The sequence below is a fragment of the Polyangium sp. 15x6 genome, assembly GCF_029960785.1.
Lineage (GTDB): Bacteria > Myxococcota_A > Polyangia > Polyangiales > Polyangiaceae > Polyangium.
Genome location: NZ_JASBQE010000006.1, coordinates 216,699 through 236,879 on the forward strand (window position 1 = coordinate 216,699; position 20,181 = coordinate 236,879).

Genomic DNA, 20,181 nt, shown 5'->3' on the forward strand with positions numbered 1-20,181 from the left:
CGCATGCGCCGATCACGCCTTCTCTTGGGCCTCGTTCCTGCCCTGCCCGTGGCCGTTGCCGTGGGCGCTTGCACCGAGGCGCCCGCCAACGTGGGCCTCGTCATGATGGCGCCCCAGGGGCTACTCGACACGGCGACGAGCGTCACGCTCCGCGTCTTCGACAAGGGCAACGCGACCTGCACGCCCGCGACGGGCCGCGTCGAGAACGCTCCCACGGGCGATGCCGTGCAGACCTTCGAGCTGCAGAAAGGGAGCTGCGGCGAGGGCGTCACGTGGTGCAAGGAGATCGAGCTCGATCGCGACGGCGCCGAGAAGATCTTCGCGGTCACGGCAGAGGGCAGCGCAGGCGTGCTCGCCGAGGGCTGCGCCGTGGAGAAGGTCGATCAGGATCCGCTCGAGGTGACGATCAAGGTCCAGCGGATCACGCCGCCCGCGTGCTGCAACGACGGCGCGATCGGGACCGGCGAGCAGTGCGATCTCGGGCCCGAGAAGGCGCTCGCCTGCGACGGCAGCCCCGCCGAGACGTGCGGCGGCATCGCGCCGGACGCGGTTTGTCGGTGCGACTGCACCGCGCAGGAGATCCTGCTCTCCGTGGACAACGTGGTGAAGCCGGAGCTCTACAACGACGGGCCGGGCACGAAGACGCACCTGGCGATGGAGTTCTGCCCAGGCATCGACGCGACGAAGAATGCGCTGCGCACCGCGTACACGAGCACCACGGGCAGCGGCGGCGGCGACATCCTGATGCGCTTCCTCGCCGCGGATCTCTACCCGATCGAGAAGCCCTATCCGCTCGCGCAGCAGATCCAGCTCCCCGCGCGCTGCACCACCCTGCCTGCGTCTGGCCCCCCGCTCGTGCAGCGTGATCCTTCGCTCGCGCCCGTCGGCCTGAACCACGTGGCGATCGTCTACGCGAGTGATCAGGAGGCGACGAACAACTACCACATCTACTTGAACGCCCAGAACGTGTGGGGCTGCGCGGACGTGCCGCCGCTGAAGGTCAGCACGCAGGTCGGCGACGTGCAGATCCGGCCCGACGTCGCAGGCGGGCCCGAGGACGCGGCGCTCGTCGTGTGGAACCGCGGTACGGGCGTCTTCGGTCGCATCTGGAAGAAGACAGGCGAGCTCGAGCCAGCGATGGGCGAGATCCCGATCGCGACGAACGGCTTTGCGCCGCGCGTCGCAGGCAACAAGGACGGCTGGGTCGTGGTCTACCAGGGCGCAGGCGACGGCGACGGCGCCGGCATCGTCATGGTGATGATCAAGCCGAACGGCGAGGTCGGCACGCCGGAGCTCGTGAACGACGCGACGATGGGCCTGCAAGATCAGCCCGACGTTGCGATGCTCCCCGACGGCCGTTTCATCGTCGTCTGGCACGCGGGCGGCGACATCTTCTTCCAGCGCTACAACGCGGATGGAAGCCGCGTCCCCGGCACCGAGGATCAGAAGGCCGTGAACACCACGACCGCCGGCTCGCAGCAGAACCCCAAGGTTGCCGCAGGGCTCGGCTTCTTCACGGTCGTCTGGGAGGACGAGCGCGGCACGATCGGCGCGCGCTTCATCGGAGGCACGTCGGGCTTCGGCTACAACAGCGTCACAGGTCAGAACGACGCGTTCGTCGCGAACATCCCCGACCCCGAGGGCACGAGCGGCTCCCGCAAGGGCCCCGCAGTAGCGATCGGCGGCGCAGGCTTCGTCGCCATCGGCTGGCAAGACGATAGCCCGACCCACTTCGGCGTGTACGCGCGCCGCTTCCCTCTCCCGATCGGGCTGTAGGACTCATCTTGGGGGCGCTGCGCTGGGGCGTTGCCCCAGGCCCCACCAGGGGTTGTCCACCCCTGGACCCGGACCAGCGCAAGCGCTGGACCCGGGGTCGATGAACTGCGCGATGCGCAGTTCATCGAACAGGCCGAGCCAAGACCACCCACCACCTTGCCAAACAAGACAGCCGCGCCGCCGTTTCGACGGGCAACGCTGTCCCTGGTCTTCCAACGGGCCCGTTGGAAGAACTGCGCGGAGCGCAGTTCTTCCACCTCGAGTCCAGGGCTTGCCCTGGTTCGGGTCGAGGGGCGAACAGCCCCCGCGGGGTCCGGGTCAGCGCCCCGGCGCGGCGCCCCGGCGCGGCGCCTTCAGTTCGACGTGGGTCCGGCGCCCTCGCGCAGGTACGCGATCGTGCGGATCGTATCGACGAGGCGCTCACGCTCGGCGGCTGTGATGCGCACGAAGCGCACGCCCATGCCGGGGTTCGGGTTGTCGTGGAGTGGGCGGACCGCGTTGATCCACTGCACTGTTCCTTCGAGCACGAACGAATCTTCGCTGTTGGGCGGGGCGAACCGGAGCGTGAGGCTCGTGCCGACGGGTAAGGGATCCGTCGTGCGCACGAAGATCCCGAGCTCCGAGATGTTCGTGATCGCGGCGTAGAGGAACGTCTCCTCCGTCTCGCAATCCACCGACCACGTCACGTCGAATCTCTCCGAGGAACGCCGCTCGAACCAGCTCGGGCGGTTCGGATGCGACGCCTCGTCTTCGCGCGTCGACGACGTAGGTTTGTCGTCCGTGACGGCCTCGTCGACCGCTCCGCGTTCCGGATCGCTCCCGTGACGCTCACCCATCGAACCTCCCGCGTAGCCGCTTTCCACACGGGCGCCAAGGGATCCGACAGGGCGCTTCGATCAACGCACGCGGAGTGCTCCGGCGATGACGCGGTTCTCGTGGTTCGGGCCACGCGCCACCCGGAAACGCGTGTCTCCGGAGAAGAAGCCGAAATAGACCGTGTAGTCGCCTGGCGTGAAATTCGGCTCGAGCTCGAACACGTAGTCGTCCACGACGATGTCGTTCGGCTGCCAGAGGTTCATCGCATATTTGCCGTCGAGCGCGGTGTGATCGCCGTTGTATCGGCGCTGGAAGCCGTCGATGTGCAGGAAGGCCTTCCAGGAGCCGGTGATGGGCTTCACGACCCGGTAGTAGAACCGCATGTGGTACTTCCGCTGCGGGACCACGCTGTCCACGACCCTGCCGGCGCCGTCGCGGACCTCCCAGCCGAGCACGTCGAGCTGATCCTCGAACGCGGCGTCGACGACGCGGAGCTCGGGTGGGAGCGGGTCGTCGATCACCTGCGCGCCGAGTGGGTTCTCGTTGCGCTGGCCTCCGAGATCACTCGACACGAGCAGGATCTGGCTCGAGCGCGCGTCGAGCACGGGCAGGTTCGACCCCTTCTCCTTGCGGTGGAGCGAGTTGAGACGCGGAAGCTCCTCGGCCCGGACGATGAGCCAGCGGCGATCCGTGCCCGCGGTGAGCCACTTGAACGCCTCGGCGGGATCATTGAACTGCGCGACCTCGCCGCCGTGGTGGTAGTAGGCGATCGAGCGGGCGCGCACGCCGAGCAGGGCGAGCGGCTCACCGGGCTTCTGAAGGCGCGCGTACGCGTCGAAGACCTCCTTCGGCGAGAGCTGCGCGGCGAGCGCCGGGTAGTAGCCGAACGAGAGCACGGCGCCGGCGGCGAGCGCGGCGAGGAGCACGCCGGCGCCGCGCGGAAGGCGCGTGAGGCCGAGGACGGCGCGGAAGCCGTCGCGAAGCGTCGCGAGCGAGATCGGGGCGACGGCAAGGACGAGCGGCACCGCCCACCAGAGGTTCAAGCCGGCGTCGATGAAGTTGCGCGGCAGCCTCTGCACGGACGCCCAGCCGAGCCGCGTGCCGACGAAGAGCATCGCGCCGAGGCCGACGAGCGCGGCCTCCACGACGACCGCGGCGAAGAAAAGATTGCCGTTCCAGACCGTGGTGAGCTCGCGGCTCACCTTGCGGTAGTCGTCGGCGAGGCCCGCGGCCCACTGGTCGATCGTGCCGGGTTTGTCCGCGCGCCCTTCGAACCATGCGATCGCCACGAGCGCCGCGAAGGCCGCGGCGGAGATGCGCATCAGCGTCGTCGCGTCCTGCTCGAAGCTCTTCGGGAACGAAGGTTTGTCGACCTCGAACACGCTGAACATGCGCCCGGGCTCGAGCACCATGTCGCGGTAGAGCACGAACGCGAGCAAGGCGACGCCGAGGGCGAGGGCGCGCGACGGAGGCGCGCCGCGATCGAAGTCCGCCACGGCGAGCCCCACGACGCCCGCGAGCAGCGCGACGCCGCTCCACGGGAGGAACATGACGTGCGGCGTGAGCGCCGCGTACACGGCGTACGCGACGGCGGCGCCGACGAGCAGCGCGACACGCAGGCCGACCTCGCGCCTGCGTGCAGGCACGTCGAGCTCCACGGGCGCGCGGAACAACCTGCCGAGGGCGAACGGCAGGAACGCGCTCCACGGGAAGAGCGCGTGGCCGAGGTGCCGGATCGTCCGATCGAACGTCGCTTCCACGCTCGACTTCTTGGTCAGCGCGACCGCGAGCGCGCGCGGCAGCGGCGCGTCGGGCGAGGTGCGGAGCAGGAGCGAGATCCCGAGGCCCAGGGCCACGAGCCCGAGGACGAGCGAGAGCGCGCCGATCGCGTGCTCGACCGGGGATCTCCCCGCGGAAAACCCTCCGAGCTCGAGCACCAGCCAGGCGAGCCCTGCGGCAAGCGCAGGCACCGCCACGCCGATCAAGAGCCCACGCGACATGTAGCCGGCCGCGAGGCCGAGGGCGCCGACGAGGAGCCACACGCCCTTCACGATCCACGTGCGCGTGCCCGAAACCTCGACCTCGGCGCCTTCCTTCGTGCTTCGCGCGCGATCGAACAGCGCGCCCACGAGGCCGGCGAACGCGATCGAGAGCGAGGACATCGTGACGATGTCGCCGAGCATCGTACGCGCCTGCATGAAGTAGAGCGGCGTCGTGGCGAGCGCGACGGCGCCGTAGAGCGCGGCCCGCTTTCCCGAGAGGCGCGCGAGCAGCTCGTGCAGCGCGACCACGCCGACGAACGCCCAGATCGCGAGCGGCAGCCTTCCCGTCCAGTCCGCGAGCCCGAAGAGCCGGAAGCCGAGCGCCATCGAGGTGAACGGCAGCTCACCCATGCGCAGATCGCTCAGCGTGGGCATCTGGTTGATGGCGTCGGGGAGCGCCAGCTTGTCCGCGTGGAAGACGTGGATCGCGATGCGGCGCGAGAGATCGGCCGCGTCGAGCTCGTACGGATCCCAGATCCCGCTCTTGCCGAGGGTCGAGAACAATACGAGGGCAGCGACCGCGAGGGCGAACGGACGGGACCACGCGGCGAGGGAAGACGTGCGGGCGGTCGCAGGGTTCGGCAGAGCCTCGCGGGTCGTACCGCCTTGGGCGCTCTCGGGGACGGCTTCCATGGGGGGCTTCTACCCCTGCTCGGGCCGGTAGCCAAAGGCGTTTGGCGGCGCGGGCGCGAGTGCGGCGGACGGGCATCCCAGCGTGGAGTTCCGTGAGAAGCCGTTTGAGGCCTCCCTCGCTGTCTGCTATCGCGCCGCGCTGTGAAGAGCCGAAGACCCGACCCCCGCGCCGAGCGCCCTGGCCGGAAGCCCGAGACCGCGCGCGAAAGGCCGTCCGATGACGAACGAGCCGGCGCGTCCCCGCGAAAGGAGGCGCGCGGGCCGAGGCCCGAGCGCGGCCCGCGCAGAGGTCGGCCGGGCGAAGAGGCGCGCGGCGCGAAGGGAAAACCGCGCGCGGAGGAAGCGCGAGGACAAGGGCCCGGCGCGGCGCGCGGGAAGGGACCCGCGAAGAAGGGGGCGCCTGCCGCGCGCGGCGGCGGCAAGGGAGCACGGCCGGACGCGCGTGGCGCGGCGGCGCGGCCGGGATCGCCTCCGCGTGGCGGAAGGCCGGCGACGACGGACGATCTCACGCGTGGACCGCGCGGCGGTACGGGCGAGGGGCGTCGCGAGAGGACGGCGCCGCGTCCGCGCCCCGAGCCTCGCCCGGCGCCCGAAGCGAGCGGGCCCTCGCGGAGCGGCACGGTCGCGCTCATCGGCCGGCCGAACGTCGGCAAATCCACGCTGCTCAACGCGGCGCTCCAGCAGCCGCTCTCGATCGTGTCGAAGACGCCGCAGACCACGCGCGACGCGCTGCTCGGCGTGGTGCACCACGGCTCCGCGGAGATCGCGCTGCTCGACACGCCCGGCCTGCACCGGCCGCGCACGCAGCTCGGCCGCGTGATGAACGAGGCCGCGCGGGACGCGGCGCGCCGCGCCGACGTCGTCGTCTTCGTGACGGACGTCTCGCCCCGCCCCGTGAGGCACAAGGAAGACGGCACGCCCATCGAGCCTCGGCCGCTCCTGCCGCATCCCGGCGATCTCGTCCTGCTCGCGGATCTCGCGCCGGATCGGCCCGCGCTTCTCGTCGTGAACAAGGTCGATCTGCTCCGGGACAAACGGCACCTCTTGCCGCTCCTCGAGGCCTACGGGAAGGTGCGGAACTTCGACGCGATCGTGCCCATCTCGGCGCAACGCGAGGACGGCATCGCGCGCGTGCTCGACGAGATCGCGCGCTTCTTGCCCGAGGGTCCGTTCCGCTACAGCGTCGACGACGTCACCGACAAACCCGCGCGGTACTTCGCGGCCGAGTACGTACGCGAGCAGATCCTCCGCGCCACGCAGGACGAGGTGCCGCACGCCGCGGCCGTCACGATCGACCGCTACACCGAGCCGCGGGCGCCGGGGCAGGCGGTCCAGATCGACGCCACGATCCACGTCGAGCGTCAGGGCCAGAAGCGGATCCTCATCGGCACGGCCGGCGCGATGATGAAGCGCATCGGCATCGCCGCGCGCGAGCGCATCGAGGAGCTCGTCGGCGGCAAGGTGGTCTTGCGCCTCTGGGTACGCGTGACGCCGGACTGGCGCGAATCTCTGCCGCGCCTCGAAGAGCTCGGCTATGGCAAGGCGCGCGCCGGCGGGGCAGACGCGGCCGAGTACGTGATCGTCGCCGAGCGTGACGCCGAAGCCGACGAGGCCGACGACGAGGACGCGGGCGACGAAGACGACGAGGACCTCGACGACGAGGGCGAAGAGGACGAAGACCGAGACGACGAGGACCTCGACGACGACGACGACGTCGAGGGCACGCCCGACGAGGACGAGGAGGAATGACGATGCAAGAAGACCATATCGAGCAGCCGGACGAGGGCGTGGCCCCCGCGCGGGTGATGAGCGCTCCGCTGCCGATCGTCGCGATCGTCGGCCGCCCCAATGTCGGCAAGAGCACGCTGTTCAACCGCCTCGTTGGCAAGAAGACGGCGATCGTGCACGACGAGCCCGGGGTCACGCGCGACCGCCACTACAGCGACGTCACCTCGCGCGGCCGAAGGTACACGCTCGTCGACACGGGCGGCTTCGATCCGGAGAGCGACGATCCGATGCGCCAGGGGATCAAGCGCCAGATCGACGTCGCCATCGCCGAGGCCGACGTCATCGTCTGCGTGCTCGACGCGAGCCAGCCGCCGACCCCGGCCGATCACGCCGAGCTCGACCTGCTTCGCCGCGCGGGCAAGCCCGTCATCTATTCCGCGAACAAGGCCGACTCGCAGCGGGCCGAGATGGAGCTCTCCGATCTCTACCGCCTCGGCGCGAAGGACATCATCCCCTTCTCCGCGCTCCACGGCCGGCGCATCGACGAGCTCGAGTCCGCGATCGCGGCCGCGCTCCCGCCTCCCCCGCCCGAGCCGGAAGAAGGCGCGGCGCCGGACGAGGCCATCCGCGTCGCCATCGTGGGCCGTCCGAACGCGGGCAAGTCCTCGCTCGTGAACCGCCTGCTCGGCGAGGATCGCCTCATCGTGGACTCGCGCCCGGGCACCACGCGTGACGCCATCGACACGCGCATCACGAAGGGCAAACACTCGTTCCTCTTCATCGACACGGCCGGCATCCGCCGCAAGGCGAAGGTCACGAAGGAGGACAGCGTCGTCGAGGCGGTGAGCGTGCTCCACGCGATCCGCGCGATGGAGCGCGCCGAGGTCGTGGTCCTCTTGAGCGACGCGTTCGAAGGCGTGGCCGAGCAGGACGCGAAGATCCTGGGCCTCGCCGTCGATCGCGCCCGCGCGGTCGTCGTCGGCCTCAACAAGGCCGATCTCCTCGACAAGAAGTCGTTCGGGAAGGCCGAGGAGAACGCGCGGGACAAGCTCTCGTTCGTGCCGTGGGCCCCGATCGTGCCCATCAGCGCCAAGACGGGCCGCGGCGTGGGCAACCTGCTCTCCACGATCACGCGCGTGGCCCAGGCCTTCCGCACGCGCGTGGGCACCGGCGAGCTCAACCGCTTCTTCGAGCAGGTCCTCGCGAATCGCCCGCCGCCCACGTCCGGCGGACGCGCGCCGCGGCTCTACTACGTCACGCAGGCCGAGACCTCACCTCCGCTCTTCGTGGTCATGGCGAGCGATCCCGAGAAAATCCACTTCAGCTACCAGCGCTACGTCCAGAACCAGCTCCGCAAGAACTTCGGCTTCGAGGGCGTGCCGGTCCGCGTGAAGTACAAGGCGAGGCGCCGCCGCGGCGAGTGACGCGGCTCAGTCTCCACGGTGCGAGGATCGCCCCGACGAGGGGCGGCCCTCGTTCACCGGCACCTCGACGCGCGGCACCTCGTCGCGCACGTGCTCCGTCCCCGCGTCTTTCCACACCGGCACCGAGCGGCTGAACACTTCCAGCCGCTCGATCTCCTCGTCGTCGACGAGGCACCTGAGGCCGAGCACCGCCTGGTTGATCCCCGTGAAGCCGAGCGCCTTCGCCAGCGCGCGCAGCCGATCCTGCTCGTTCTCTTGCGGCTCCGAGGGGATCGAGATCGCCTCGCCCGACGGCGACTCCGCGTGCCCTCGCAAGGCCGAGAGCGCGCTCCGCGACGGCCCCACGATCTCGCGCGCGAGCTGCCGCGCCGCGATCGCGCCGCGCACGAGGTACTGCTCGCGCAAGAGCTGCGCGTTCGTCCGGCCGACCCGCGCGATGAGCAGCGCTTGATCCTGCCAGTCGCAGATCCGCTGCAGGCTGTAGGTCGTGTTGAAGAAGATACGCGGCGTCGGCATGAACGCGAGCGCGTGCGCCGAGTCGATCCGCTCCTCCGCGAGGCGCGCCACGTCCTCGTCGTTGAGCCCATCGATGATGCCGAGATCGCTGCCGCGGATCGGCGCCGTGTTCCCCACGCCGAGCATCGTCGCCGCCCGATCCGTCACCGCGCGCAGCACGCGCTCGCCGAGCAGCGCCACGGCCACGCCCACGATCAGCGCGCCCTTGTAGCCCTGGAACAGATATCCCTTCTCCGCGGAGCTCGCCGCCTCCGGGCCATCGAGCAGCGCCACGCCGAGGAAAAGCGTCGCCACGCTCACGATGAGCAGCGTCCGCGCGGCGAACGCCATCATGCGCGCAGTCGAATCGTTGCTGGCCGAACGAAACAGGATCTGCCCGAGGTTCAGGGTGAACGACACCGTGCACGCTGCGCCCACGGAGAGCGCGATGAGGTGCCGGAGCTCGTTCTCGGTCCGCGCGTATCGGACCAGGATCACCCCGCAAGCGATGAGGATCGCCGACGCGATGAACCCGAAGATCGTCGCGTGCCGCGCCATGCGCTGCACCGACTCGCGCATGAGCTCGTTCTCGTAGGCCCACATGCGCTCCACCTTCTCGCGGAGCTCGAGCCGATCCCGCGTCGCCGTGCCCGGCGCGTAGCCCACCTTCAGCCGGAAATCGCCGCGCGCGAAGCGACGCTCGACCAGCATGGCCGAGCACACCGCGAGGATCATCGGCATCGCGCAGGCCCCGAGCACGCGCAGCCGCACGATCGACGACGTGCTCCACTCCGCGAGATCCTGGTAGGCGACCGCGAGCATCCCGCCGAGGCAAGCGAAGATGATCCACCGCACGAACGACGGCGCGATGAGCGCGAGGAAGCCGAGCAGCGCGCGGAAGCGGTCCTCACCCGCCTGCATCGACTCGGCGAAGGATGCGCCGATGAGCGTGTGCAGGAAGAACACCACGACACCGATCGCGAGCCCCGATCCGATCTCCGCGACGTACTGCGGGCGGTTCGGCGCGACATACCGGAAGAACATCACCGCGCCGGCGTAGGCCGCGATCACGAGGAGCGCGACCACGAGCGCGCCGCGGACCGCCGATCGGGGCTCGGCCGGGTGGGACGGGGCGAAGCCCTCGACGATCCGAGGCGGCGGCGTGACGAGGGTGCGGGCCGCCTCGGCGCTCTTGCCGGGCACGTGCCGCAGGGTCGGCGGCGACGGCGACACCGGCGATTCGGCGGGGGGCGCGGGATCGGGCAAAGCAGGACCTCCGCCTGCATCGTACCTGCCCGCGCTCCCCTCCCCGGCTCGAAATCGCGTCAGCGCCGCATCGACGACATCGTCCGGCGCGAGCCGCGGTGCGAGAGCGTGCGATCGCTGGGCTCGTCGATCTCGTAGATCTCGGCGTCCGGCGGCGGGCGGACGGCCTTGCCGTGCAGTCCTCCCGGATGCTCGCCGCTCTCGTAGCGGGCGTCGCTCTCCTGGCTGCTGATGCCGCCCGCCTGCGCCTCGGCGATGCGCCGGATCGTGCGCTCGTCGGCCTGCTTCGGCCTCGTGCGGACCACGCGCCTGCCGGAGCCCCCGAGACGTCCCTTTTGAACGAACCAGACCGCCGCGGCCACGGCCGAAAGGAGCCCGGCCGCGCGCTGGATGCCGCGCCAGGCTCCCCGGACGCGGCGTTGCCACCTGCGAGGAATGTTCATGGGTGAAAGGCTGGGGAGGCGAGCCGCGATCGTAAAGCGCCGTCGGCGCGGGCAGTGCGCGGCTCGAAAAAACACGCGGCGGGAACGAGTGGCCTCATTCCCGCCGCAATGCCTTCTCGCGCGCTTCGCTACTTCTGCGTCGCCTTCCGCATCTGGCACATCAGGTCGCAGACCTCGAGTGGCAAGGTCTCTCGCTTCGGCTTCTCCTTCACGACCGGATCCGTCTTCTTGGGCTCGGTCGATTTCACGTTCGTGTTCGGGCCCGTCCGCTGCGTGACCTTCGTCTTCTCGGGCGCGGTCGCCTCCTTCGTGGACGGCGTCGTCGCCTTCACCTCGGCGGTCGGAGCCGGCGGCGTCGCGGCGCGCTTGATGGCCACCTCGAAATGGGGCGACATGCGACCGCCCAGGGTCATCGGCTCCGCCTTCGGGCGCGCGCTCGCGGCGCCGATCGCCATGGCCGAGACCAGGATGGCGCCCACGGCGGCGACCGCCCACTGCCCCTTGCGGCTCTGCGTCTCGACCACCTCGGCGCGCGGCTCGGGCGCCGGCAGCGGGGCGGGCTCGGGCGCGCCGAAGGGGAAGATCGGCGCGTGCGGCAGGACGGGCGCGGCCGGCTTTTGCGCCTCGGCCGCGGCTGCGAGGGCCTTCAGATCGATGATGCCGGAGTCGTCGGAGCGCCCGCTCGTTCGATTCGTCGTGGGTGCGTCGTTCGAGGCCTGGGCCACGAGTGAGCTCAGCGAAAACATCACCGAGCCGTCCTCACGCGTTCCCGGGGCCCCCCTCGAGGACATCGTTGGATTGGATCGAGGAATGCTCTTCATGGCTCGTTTCTCGCTTTCTCCACGTTCACGGGTCGGGTGCGTTGCCCCGCCCGAATGGCGACGGTCACTGCATTCGACGCACGGCCGCGTTGGAAGTTTTGGTGACCAGGCAAAAGTGCACGAAGGATGAAATCAGTACGTAGGGGACGGGGGGCGAGCGCCCGGCTTGGTCCGGGGCGGGGCTCGTGGTAGCTCTGCCGGCTCGCGCGGACGGCCGACTTTTCCGGTCGAACGCGGCCTTTTCCACCTTCGATGCGCCCTCGGCTCCTCCTCCCGCTCGTGCTCGCCGCCCTCGCCGGCCCCCCGGCTTGCCGCCCGCCGGCCGAGCATGGCGTCGAGCAGCGCCCGCCTCCGCGCGCCGAGCCGTCCGTGCAGGCGCCCGCGCCGCCGGATGCCGTGCCCGGTGCCGTCTGCACGCCCGGTGAGGGGCGATGCACCTCCGAGGAGGTCGCGCTCGTTTGCCAGGGCGGCGAGCGCTGGGTGGAAGAGCGCTGCGGCGAGGGCTCGACCTGCCTCGGCGCAGGCTGCGTCTCCCTCCGCGCCGAAGGAAATCCGCCGGTCGCGCTCGCTCGGGAGGCGCTCCTCGCGCCGCAGGGCGAAGGCTGGTTCAACGCGTGGACCGCCGTGGGTCCGCTGCCGGGACCCTTACCGGAAGGCGAAGCGACGACGCCCCCCGACGCCGGCGCCCCGCCCTCGCCGCGCCCGATCTGCGCGAAGGACGGCTACGTCGACGTCCACGAGAAGGCCGACGCCAAAAAAGGCCCGAAGCCGCCCACCCATTTCGTCCTGTCGGGCCAGCTCGTCTCGGGCCGCGCGCAGCGCATCCTCCTCGCCGCGGGCGTCTCCGGCCACGTGCGGATTTCCGTGGGCGGAAAGCGCATCCTCGACGCCACGCGCGAGGCCGATCCCCCGCCCTTCCGCGACGAGATGCGCGTCCCGCTCGACCTCGATCGGGGCGCCCATCGAATCATCGTCGAGGTCGAGCAACCGACCCCTGCGCCCACCGGCTTCTGGCTCCGCGCCCGCTCCCCTTCCGGCGGCCCAGCGCCGGACCTGCTCTTCGCCACGGCCCCCGAGGCCACATGCACGCCGGCCGAGCTCCTCCTCGCCGAGATCCACAAAAAGCCCACCGCCACGGGATTCGAGGTCTCCGTGCGACCCGCGTGGATCGGCCTCGGTCCTCGGAAAACGCAGGATCTCCCCTACCGCGCCGAGCTCGCCTCCGAAAAAAGCGAGCCCCGCCTGCTCGGCGAGGGTCTCGTGCCCGCCGCCTCGCTCGGCACCCCCGAGGGCGGGTTTTCCCTCCCCATTCCCTTCGAAAAAGCCGGGACGACCGACCTCCGCCTCCGCCTCGGCGCGGCGCCCGGGACCGAGCAGAAGATCCCGCTCGTCTACCGCGGATCCTTACAAAAACGCGTCCTTTCGCTCGCGGGCAAACGCGAGACCATCGAGAGCTCCTCGGCCACTCGCGGCGAAAAAGACAGCCTCCTCGCCCATATCGACGGCCTCGTCGAGAACCTCGCGCAAAATGATCCCGACATCTCCTGGATCAAGCGCCAGACCGACGAAGCCGAGGCCCTCCTCGCCTCGCTCGAAAAGGGGGAAAACCCCTACGCCGGCCGGTTCGGCATCCAGCGCCGCGCCTATCGCAGCCCGCTCGACGGCCGCCTCCAGCCGTACGTCCTCCACGTCCCGCGGGCTTATCGCCCCGGGGGCAAACCGCTCCCGCTCGTCGTCGCCTCCCATGGGCTCGGCAATCGCCCGGAGATCGCGCTGCGGGTCGTCGTCGGCGAGGCGCCCGAGGCTGGCTTCAATGGCCTGCTCGAAGCGCGCCATTTCCCGGGCCTGCCGGATCTCGGCGCGTTCATCGTCGCGCCCTTTCAATTCGGCAATGCGGGCCAGCGCCACCTCGGCGAGGACGACGTCCTCCGCGTCGTCTCCGAGGTCCGCGCTCATTTCCCCATCGACGAACGCCGCATCTCCCTCACCGGCTACTCGCTCGGCGGCACGGTCGCGTTTTACCTCCCCCTCCATTACCCGGACCTCTTCTCCGCCTCGGCCCCGCTCTGCGGCTATCCGAACCTGCTCGGCTGGGAGAGCATCCGAAAAGCCCCACACACGCCCTGGGAGGACGTTCTCCTCGCCAAACGGTACATCGTGAACTGGGCCGAGAATGGCCAGCACGTGCCGCTCTTCATCGTCCACGGCGGAAAGGACGATCCCACCCGCTCGCAGCTCGTCGCCGACCGCTATCGCTCCCTCGGCTATCCCTACAAGTTCGACGTCCAGGAGGATCTCGACCACAACGTCTGGGATTACGGCTACGAGGACGGCGACATGATCGGATGGCTGAAATCGCATCGCCGGCCGAAAGCCCCGGAGCGCGTCCGGTTCGTCACGGGCGAATGGCGGTACGACCGGGCGCACTGGGTGCGCCTGCTCGGCATGGAGGTCGAGGACAAGTTCGCCGAGATCGACGCCCGCCATTCGAAGGCGGACGGCATCACGGTGAAGACCCGCAACGTGGAGTCGTTCGCCCTCGATCTCGCGCAACTCTCGCTGCGCGAAGGCGCGGGCGTGACCGTGGACGGCGCGGTGATCGAAGGGCCGTTCGCGGCGGGGATGCTCTTTCTCGTCAAGAAGGGCGGCGCGTTCGTCCGCGTACCCGAAGAACCCTCGCGCAAAGGGCGCAAGCGCGCGGGCGTCTCGGGCCCGCTCGACGACATCGATCGCCACGGCCGCCTCGTCGTCTACGGAACCCAGGATCCGGCGCAGATCGAGACGAACCGCCTCGTCGCCGAGCATTTCGCCTCCTTCGACACCTTCGCGGCCCGCTTCCCGGTGAAATCGGACGTCGAGATCACCGACGCCGAGATCGATTCACGCAGCCTCGTCCTCGTTGGAAACCCCCGCTCGAACCGGGTCACCGCGCTCCTCGAGAGCGCGCTCCCCGTGCGCTTCGAGCCCTCCGCGCTCACGTTCCGCGGCAAGCGGCACGAGGGCGAGGACGTCGGGCTCTCCTTCATTTACCCTCACCCGCGCAATCCGGACGAATACGTCGTCGTACACGCCGGCGTGGGCTCCGCCGGCACCCTCGCGAGCCGCCACCTCCCGCGCTTCTCACCTGATTTCGTCGTCTATGACGGACGCATGACGGTACAGCGTGGTGGTCACTTGCTCGACCGGCGCGCGGCGATCGAGGGCGGCTTCTTCGGGATCGACTGGAATTGAGTTCCCTTCCGGGACACCTTAGCGTCGATCCATGCGCACGCACTCGATCCCGTGGCTTGGTTTCGCCGCGCTCGTGACCGCGCTTTGTGCGGGCTGCGGCGGTGATTCGGAACCTCTCACGACGTCGGGCCTCCTGGCCGGCGGCAGCGCGTCGAGCGGCGCGGGAGGATCCGGGGGCGCGGGTGGTGGCGGCAACGGCGGCGCCGGGCCGACGTGTTCGCCCGAGGGCCCCTTCGACGGCCCCGCGATCAAGCCGATCGACGCGCCGCCCGGCGAATGGACCTGGATCCCGGTCGACGGCGCGAAATGCCGCGACGGCTCGCCCACGGGGTTCGGCATTCGCCCCCGGACGGGCTCGGACAAACTCGTCCTCTACCTCGAAGGCGGCGGCGCCTGCTTCAATGGCACGACCTGCGGCATCAACCCGGGCAGCTTCGGCTCCATCACGTTCGCCGGCTGGAAAGGGACGGTCGGGAGCAGCGGCATCTTCGACACGGGCAAGGACGACAATCCGGTCAAGGACTGGAACATGGTCTACGTCCCGTATTGCTCGGGCGACATCCACGCGGGGAAAGCGAACGACGTCGACATCCCCGGCGCGCTCACGCCGAAGGATCAAGACTTCGTCGGGTACGACAACATTTACTTGTATCTCAAACGAATCATCCCCACGTTCCCCGGCCTGTCGAAGGTCTTGCTCACGGGCATCAGCGCGGGCGGGTTCGGCGCGGCGTACAACTACGATCGCGTGGCGCAGGCGTTTTGCCCGACGCCCGTGGTCCTGATCGACGACTCCGGCCCGCCGATGTCGGATTCGTACATCGCCCCCTGCCTGCAGGATCGCTGGCGCACGCTCTGGAACCTGAAAGAGACGCTGCCGGCCGATTGCGCCGACTGCACCGGCGCGGACGGCGGCGGGATCGTCCATTACGTGGACTACATCGGCAAGAAGTACCCGACGAGCCGGCTCGGGCTCATCTCGTCCACGCGCGACAGCGTCATCACGCTCTTCTTCGGCTACGGCAAGAACGACTGCCAGAACATCGACGGCATCGCCACCGCGGTCTCGGGCGAGGTGTACGCGCAAGGGCTCGACGAGCTACGCAAGACCCACATGAACGGTCCGGGCAACTGGGCGACGTACTACGTCGACAGCACGATGCACACGTACCTGATCACCGGGCTCTACACGACGAGCGTGAACGGGAAGAAGCTCTCGGACTGGATCGGCGACGTCGTGAACGACGGGCCGATGGAGCACATCGGGCCCTGAAAAAGAACGAGGGGCCGGGGGAGGGACCCGGCCCCTCATGACGAGAGGTTTGTCAGGGCGCTGGAATCAGCGCTGCGCGACCCGACGCGGGCGAAGCGTGACCGCCGCGATCCGGAGCGGCTCGAGCGTGCTCTCGCCGAGGGCCGTGACGAAGTCGTCGTTCGCCGTGAGCACGGAATCACCCGCGATCACGAAGCGCTCGCCGCCCTCGCCTTCCGCGACGAGCTGATCCTGCGGCACGATCCGGCCTTCGCGCAGCGTCGCGTCGAGGACACGCACGTCGGGCGAGGCGCTCGTCGCGCGCAGCGTGACCCACGCGCTCACGGGCGTCGGCAGGGTCGCGAAGGACGTGTTCCCCGCGAAACCCGCGTACACCCAGGGGGTGTCCTTGGCCATTCGCTTCCAGCCGGCGCCTTGCTCGTCTTGCACGTAAAACGCGCCGTGCGCCGCGTCCGCGATGAGCCGTCGCGTCACGCCATTCGCGCCCGTCGCGGTCACGTCGGCGTACACGAGGCGGCCATCCGGGCCGAGCTCGGCGTATTCCATCACCTTCATCGCAGCGACCTGCGAGACGCCCGAAAGCGTCTCCGAGCCATCGTTGCGGACCGTGCGCTCGACACGTGCATGAGGCACTGAGCCCTGGGAGAACACGTAGACGTGGTCTCCTGCCAGGCCGGGCGCCTCCACGCACGCCTCACCCGAGGAGGCGGCGTTCCCGCAGCCCGCCGAAAGCGAAGCCACGAGCGCCGAGAGAACCAGAGCGGAGATGTGTTGCGTCTTCATGGCACCCCTAATCGAGCGACGGGGTGCCGTTATTTCAAGACGTCGCGATTTTTTCTTTCGGCGGACGCGGGAGGTCCGAAGGACGAACCCTCGCGATCCTGATCACACGCGCGCGGCGCCGTCAGGATTGCGACGTCGGAGGCGCGGCGGGCGGCGGGGGCGTGGCCGCGGCGGGCTTGAGCAGGACGTTCGAGAAGAGGCCGTGCAAGCCGACGGCGAGCGCGTAGAGCGCCTCGCCCGCGATGAGGCCGCCGCCGACGAGCGACGTCGTGCTCATGTCCTCGGGCAGATCCTCGCCATCCTTCTTTTGCTTCGCAGCCATGCTCTTCTGCCAGGTGTTGTACGCGGACGAACCCACGCCGCCGACCGCGAACCAGACGCAGACCATGAGCTCGACGAAGCCGCCGAACGACGACGCGTACGGGCTCGGCAAGAGGAACGCGTCCACCACGAAGCCCGTGGCAAACCCTTCCTTCGAGCCCTTCACGAAGTTCTTGTAGCGCTCGCTCGCGTGGATGACCTTGCGGAGGATCTCGGTGCCGATGCCGATCGCGAGGCCGATCGCGAGCGCCTTGACCTTGTAGGTCGGCAGGTAGCCGATGTCCTGGAGCGCGCCGACGAACTTGAACGTCATCGCGCTCTGCCACTGCCCGACGTCGGCCTTCGGATCCGCGAACGAGTTGATCGTCAGCACCGGGTAGGCCTTCATGAAGGTCTGCGCGAGCACGACGCAGAGCACCGCGCCCATCAAGATGCCGATGCTCTGGTAGCGGAACTGCACCGTGCGGTTCGTGCCGAGGCGATACCCCGTCGAGCGATCCTGCTGCATGTCGCCGCCGACCGAGCACGCGACGAGCAAGATGCTCGCGCTCATGAGCCCGACGCGCGGATCCTTGAGGCCGAGGCCGCTCATGAGCAGCACCGCGATCACGAACGCGCTCGAGATCGGGTTCGAGTCGCTGATGCCGAGCGAGATGCCGTTGATCAGCACGAACACGCTCGTCAGCAGGATGGCGAAGATCGTGAACGTGATCGGCTGCCCCATCACGAGCGTCGAGACGGCCACGAGCGCCGCCGCCCAGAAGACGATCCACGCGACGAGCCGCTTCGGGTTCACCTGCTTCCACGCGTCCTTCGCGTCCGCCTCCATGGGCTTGCCCGCCTGCGCGCGCACGCGCCGGACAGCCTCGACAGCGATGAGCGACATGTCGACCACCGCCGCGCCGAGGATCATCGCCAGCGCGATGAGGAAGCCGATCTTGCGGAAGCTCTCGCCCTCCTTGAGCCAGCCGATCGAGACGAGGTACGGCGTGATCCACTTGCCGATGAGGCCCATCAAGAGCGCGGGGATCGCGATGCGCGCGCCGACGACCATGCCCGCGCCGATCGTCGACGCCGAGAGCTGCGTGGCGCCGACGGCCGGGAGCTTCTCCACGAGCGCCGCGAACACCACGCCCGCGCCCGTGCCGCCGCCGAGCTGCCCGATCGAGCGCTTGAGCAAGCGTTTGTCCGTGAGCGCACGGAGGATGTTCGCGACCGCGTAGCCGCTCGGGTAATCGAGCTTCAAACGGTCGACGAGGATCGGCGTGTACACCATGCCGAGGCCGACGCCGAACATGCCGATGCAGGCGAAGTAGAGCGCGAGGTGATGCCACGGCGGCATCGGGATCCCGAGCCACGTCATCGCCTGGATGAGCACGCCCATGCCCGCCATGCCCGCGACGCTCGCGGCCATCGTCTGCATGTAGTTCGCGCCGTGTTTGCCCTCGGGCCCGTAGCCGTACGTGACCGCGCTGCCGAGGATCCCCGCGAGCACCTGTCCGCCGACGAAGAACCCGAGGCTGAAGTTCATGTACGCAGCGGCGATGCCGCCGAGCGGGCCGAGGACCAGGATCGCCACGGCCGAAAGAAGCGCGTGGTAGGCCGGCGTGTCGATCTTCGGGAGGAAGGCAAACTTGGGGCGCGGCGCCTCCTCGGCGGCGGCAGGCGAAGGGGTTGTCATCGGGAACGGGATGCTAGCAGCACGGACGGGCGCGCCTAGCGCTGGATCGCAGGCAAAGTATGTCCGGGAAGACCCGCCAGCCGGGGAGGCCGAAGAGAGTCTGGACGAACCGCCCAAGCCCGCTCGCCAGCGGGCTCGACGGACCCTATGGTCTCCGGGCCACGATGATCCCTACGCGTTACCAGAACCTCGAGGAAGCCCGCGCACGCTTCGGCGACCGCGTGGACCGTCTTGCGCCGTTCCTGCTCCGCGGCGATCCGCTGGCCGACGCGGTGATCGAGGAGATGGAGGGCGCCCCCGCCGGTCGCGGGTTTTCCCTCCTGGACAAGGCCCTCCGCGCCCCGGACACGCGCGGGCTCGATCTGCCCCCGGCGATGCGCGCCTTCCTCGAATGGTCCTCGCACGTGCCCGCCTGGGTCGACTGGGACGCCATCCGGCGCGGTGGCGAGCTGCTCTTGCGCTCGGGGGCCCTCGGGGGCGCAGTGCTCGGTACCTACTCGCTCGTGCTCGGGTACACCTCGCCCGGGGGCAACAAGCCCCTCGTTTTCTCGGGTCAACTCGTGGAGCGCGCGCCACGCCGCCTGGGCGAGACCTCGCGCTTCGTGCAAGCGACGGCGCAGCCCGGCGGGCTTCTTCGCACAGGCGAGGGATTCGCGATCACGCTGAAGGTGCGGCTCATGCACGCGAAGGTGCGGCAGATGCTCTCGCGTTCGCCCAAATGGAACACGGCCGCATGGGGTCTGCCCGTGAACCAGCACGACATGGCAGGCACGTCGCTGCTCTTTTCGCTCGTGTTCCTCGAAGGGATCCGCGCATTCGGGCTGGAGATCGATCGAGACGAGGCCGAGTGCTTCATGCACCTCTGGCGTTACTCGGGGCACCTCATCGGCGTGGATCCCGAGCTGTTGCCCGCGAGCGAGTTCGACGCATGGAACCTCGCAAACCTCATCCGCGCGACAGAAGGCCGGCCCGACGACGACTCGCGGGCGCTCACGCAAGCCCTCTTCGAATCGCCAATCCAGCAAGCAAGGACGCCAGAGGAGAAGCGGCTCGGCGTCTTCCGGCGAAACATCGGCATGGGTTTTTCGCGAGGGCTGCTCGGCGACGAGCTCGCCGACGAGCTCGGAATCGAGCGCACGCCGTTCGTCGCAGCATTCCACGCCCTCCGCGCAGTGACGCGTGTAGCCGAGCAAGCACGCAAGCGCTCACCAGCAGCGCATCGCAAAGCCATCGGCTCAGGCGCGCGTTACTGGGACATGGTGGTGCAGGAGGGCCTCGGAGGCGCCCCAGCGCATTTCGCGCCGCCTGAGCGCCTCTCGCGCGCAGCGTAGCGCCGGGGTTTCACCCCGGACCCCGACCAGGGGTTGTCCACCCCTGGACCCGGACCAGCGCAAGCGCTGGACCCGGGGTCGATGAACTGCGCGATGCGCAGTTCATCGAACAGGCCG

The 20,181-nt window shown here is 69.5% G+C and carries 13 protein-coding genes; 6 read left to right on the forward strand and 7 right to left on the reverse strand.

Going from position 1 to position 20,181, the window contains the following annotated elements:
- Positions 1–3: 3 nt before the first annotated feature.
- Positions 4–1,776 (forward strand): hypothetical protein, encoded by a 1,773-nt coding sequence (locus QHF83_RS07425; RefSeq protein WP_282417054.1) that lies wholly within the window; start codon positions 4–6, stop codon positions 1,774–1,776.
- Positions 1,777–2,129: 353 nt separating this feature from the next.
- On the opposite strand, the gene QHF83_RS07430 is transcribed toward QHF83_RS07425, so the two are convergent.
- Entirely contained in the window at positions 2,130–2,612 is a 483-nt protein-coding gene (locus QHF83_RS07430; protein ID WP_282417055.1) for a TIGR02266 family protein, read from the reverse strand.
- 60 nt (positions 2,613–2,672) lie between these two features.
- Positions 2,673–5,267, reverse strand: a complete 2,595-nt coding sequence (locus tag QHF83_RS07435; protein ID WP_282417056.1) for a glycosyltransferase family 39 protein — start codon at positions 5,265–5,267, stop codon at positions 2,673–2,675.
- Positions 5,268–5,408: 141 nt separating this feature from the next.
- Here QHF83_RS07435 and era point away from each other — a divergent pair, with 141 nt between their 5' ends.
- Both era and der read left to right on the forward strand, forming a co-directional pair.
- Complete coding sequence (gene era, locus QHF83_RS07440) at positions 5,409–7,016, forward strand: GTPase Era (RefSeq protein WP_282417057.1); 1,608 nt, start codon at positions 5,409–5,411, stop codon at positions 7,014–7,016.
- Between the two features lie 2 nt (positions 7,017–7,018).
- Complete coding sequence (gene der / locus QHF83_RS07445; RefSeq protein WP_282417058.1) at positions 7,019–8,419, forward strand: ribosome biogenesis GTPase Der; 1,401 nt, start codon at positions 7,019–7,021, stop codon at positions 8,417–8,419.
- 6 nt (positions 8,420–8,425) lie between these two features.
- Here der and QHF83_RS07450 read toward each other — a convergent pair whose 3' ends face one another.
- From QHF83_RS07450 to QHF83_RS07460, 3 genes are all read right to left on the reverse strand, one after another.
- Positions 8,426–10,147, reverse strand: coding sequence for a hypothetical protein (locus QHF83_RS07450; RefSeq protein WP_282417059.1), 1,722 nt, complete (start codon positions 10,145–10,147; stop codon positions 8,426–8,428).
- A gap of 92 nt (positions 10,148–10,239) precedes the next feature.
- Positions 10,240–10,623, reverse strand: a complete 384-nt coding sequence (locus tag QHF83_RS07455) for a hypothetical protein (RefSeq protein ID WP_282417060.1) — start codon at positions 10,621–10,623, stop codon at positions 10,240–10,242.
- A 128-nt stretch (positions 10,624–10,751) separates the two neighbouring features.
- Positions 10,752–11,372 (reverse strand): hypothetical protein, encoded by a 621-nt coding sequence (locus tag QHF83_RS07460; protein ID WP_282417061.1) that lies wholly within the window; start codon positions 11,370–11,372, stop codon positions 10,752–10,754.
- Positions 11,373–11,696: 324 nt separating this feature from the next.
- Here QHF83_RS07460 and QHF83_RS07465 point away from each other — a divergent pair, with 324 nt between their 5' ends.
- Complete coding sequence (locus QHF83_RS07465; protein WP_282417062.1) at positions 11,697–14,675, forward strand: alpha/beta hydrolase-fold protein; 2,979 nt, start codon at positions 11,697–11,699, stop codon at positions 14,673–14,675.
- A 31-nt stretch (positions 14,676–14,706) separates the two neighbouring features.
- Positions 14,707–15,948 (forward strand): pectin acetylesterase-family hydrolase, encoded by a 1,242-nt coding sequence (locus QHF83_RS07470; RefSeq protein WP_282417063.1) that lies wholly within the window; start codon positions 14,707–14,709, stop codon positions 15,946–15,948.
- Between the two features lie 66 nt (positions 15,949–16,014).
- Here the strand turns inward: QHF83_RS07470 and QHF83_RS07475 are convergent, their stop codons facing one another.
- Together QHF83_RS07475 and QHF83_RS07480 are read right to left on the reverse strand one after the other, a co-directional pair.
- Positions 16,015–16,731, reverse strand: coding sequence for a hypothetical protein (locus QHF83_RS07475; RefSeq protein ID WP_282417064.1), 717 nt, complete (start codon positions 16,729–16,731; stop codon positions 16,015–16,017).
- Positions 16,732–16,852: 121 nt separating this feature from the next.
- Positions 16,853–18,733 (reverse strand): OPT/YSL family transporter, encoded by a 1,881-nt coding sequence (locus QHF83_RS07480; protein WP_282417065.1) that lies wholly within the window; start codon positions 18,731–18,733, stop codon positions 16,853–16,855.
- 164 nt (positions 18,734–18,897) lie between these two features.
- Here QHF83_RS07480 and QHF83_RS07485 point away from each other — a divergent pair, with 164 nt between their 5' ends.
- The gene (locus QHF83_RS07485; RefSeq protein WP_282417066.1) at positions 18,898–20,064 is read left to right on the forward strand and encodes an oxygenase MpaB family protein; all 1,167 of its coding nucleotides are present in this window, start codon (positions 18,898–18,900) and stop codon (positions 20,062–20,064) included.
- The last annotated feature ends 117 nt before the right edge of the window (positions 20,065–20,181 follow it).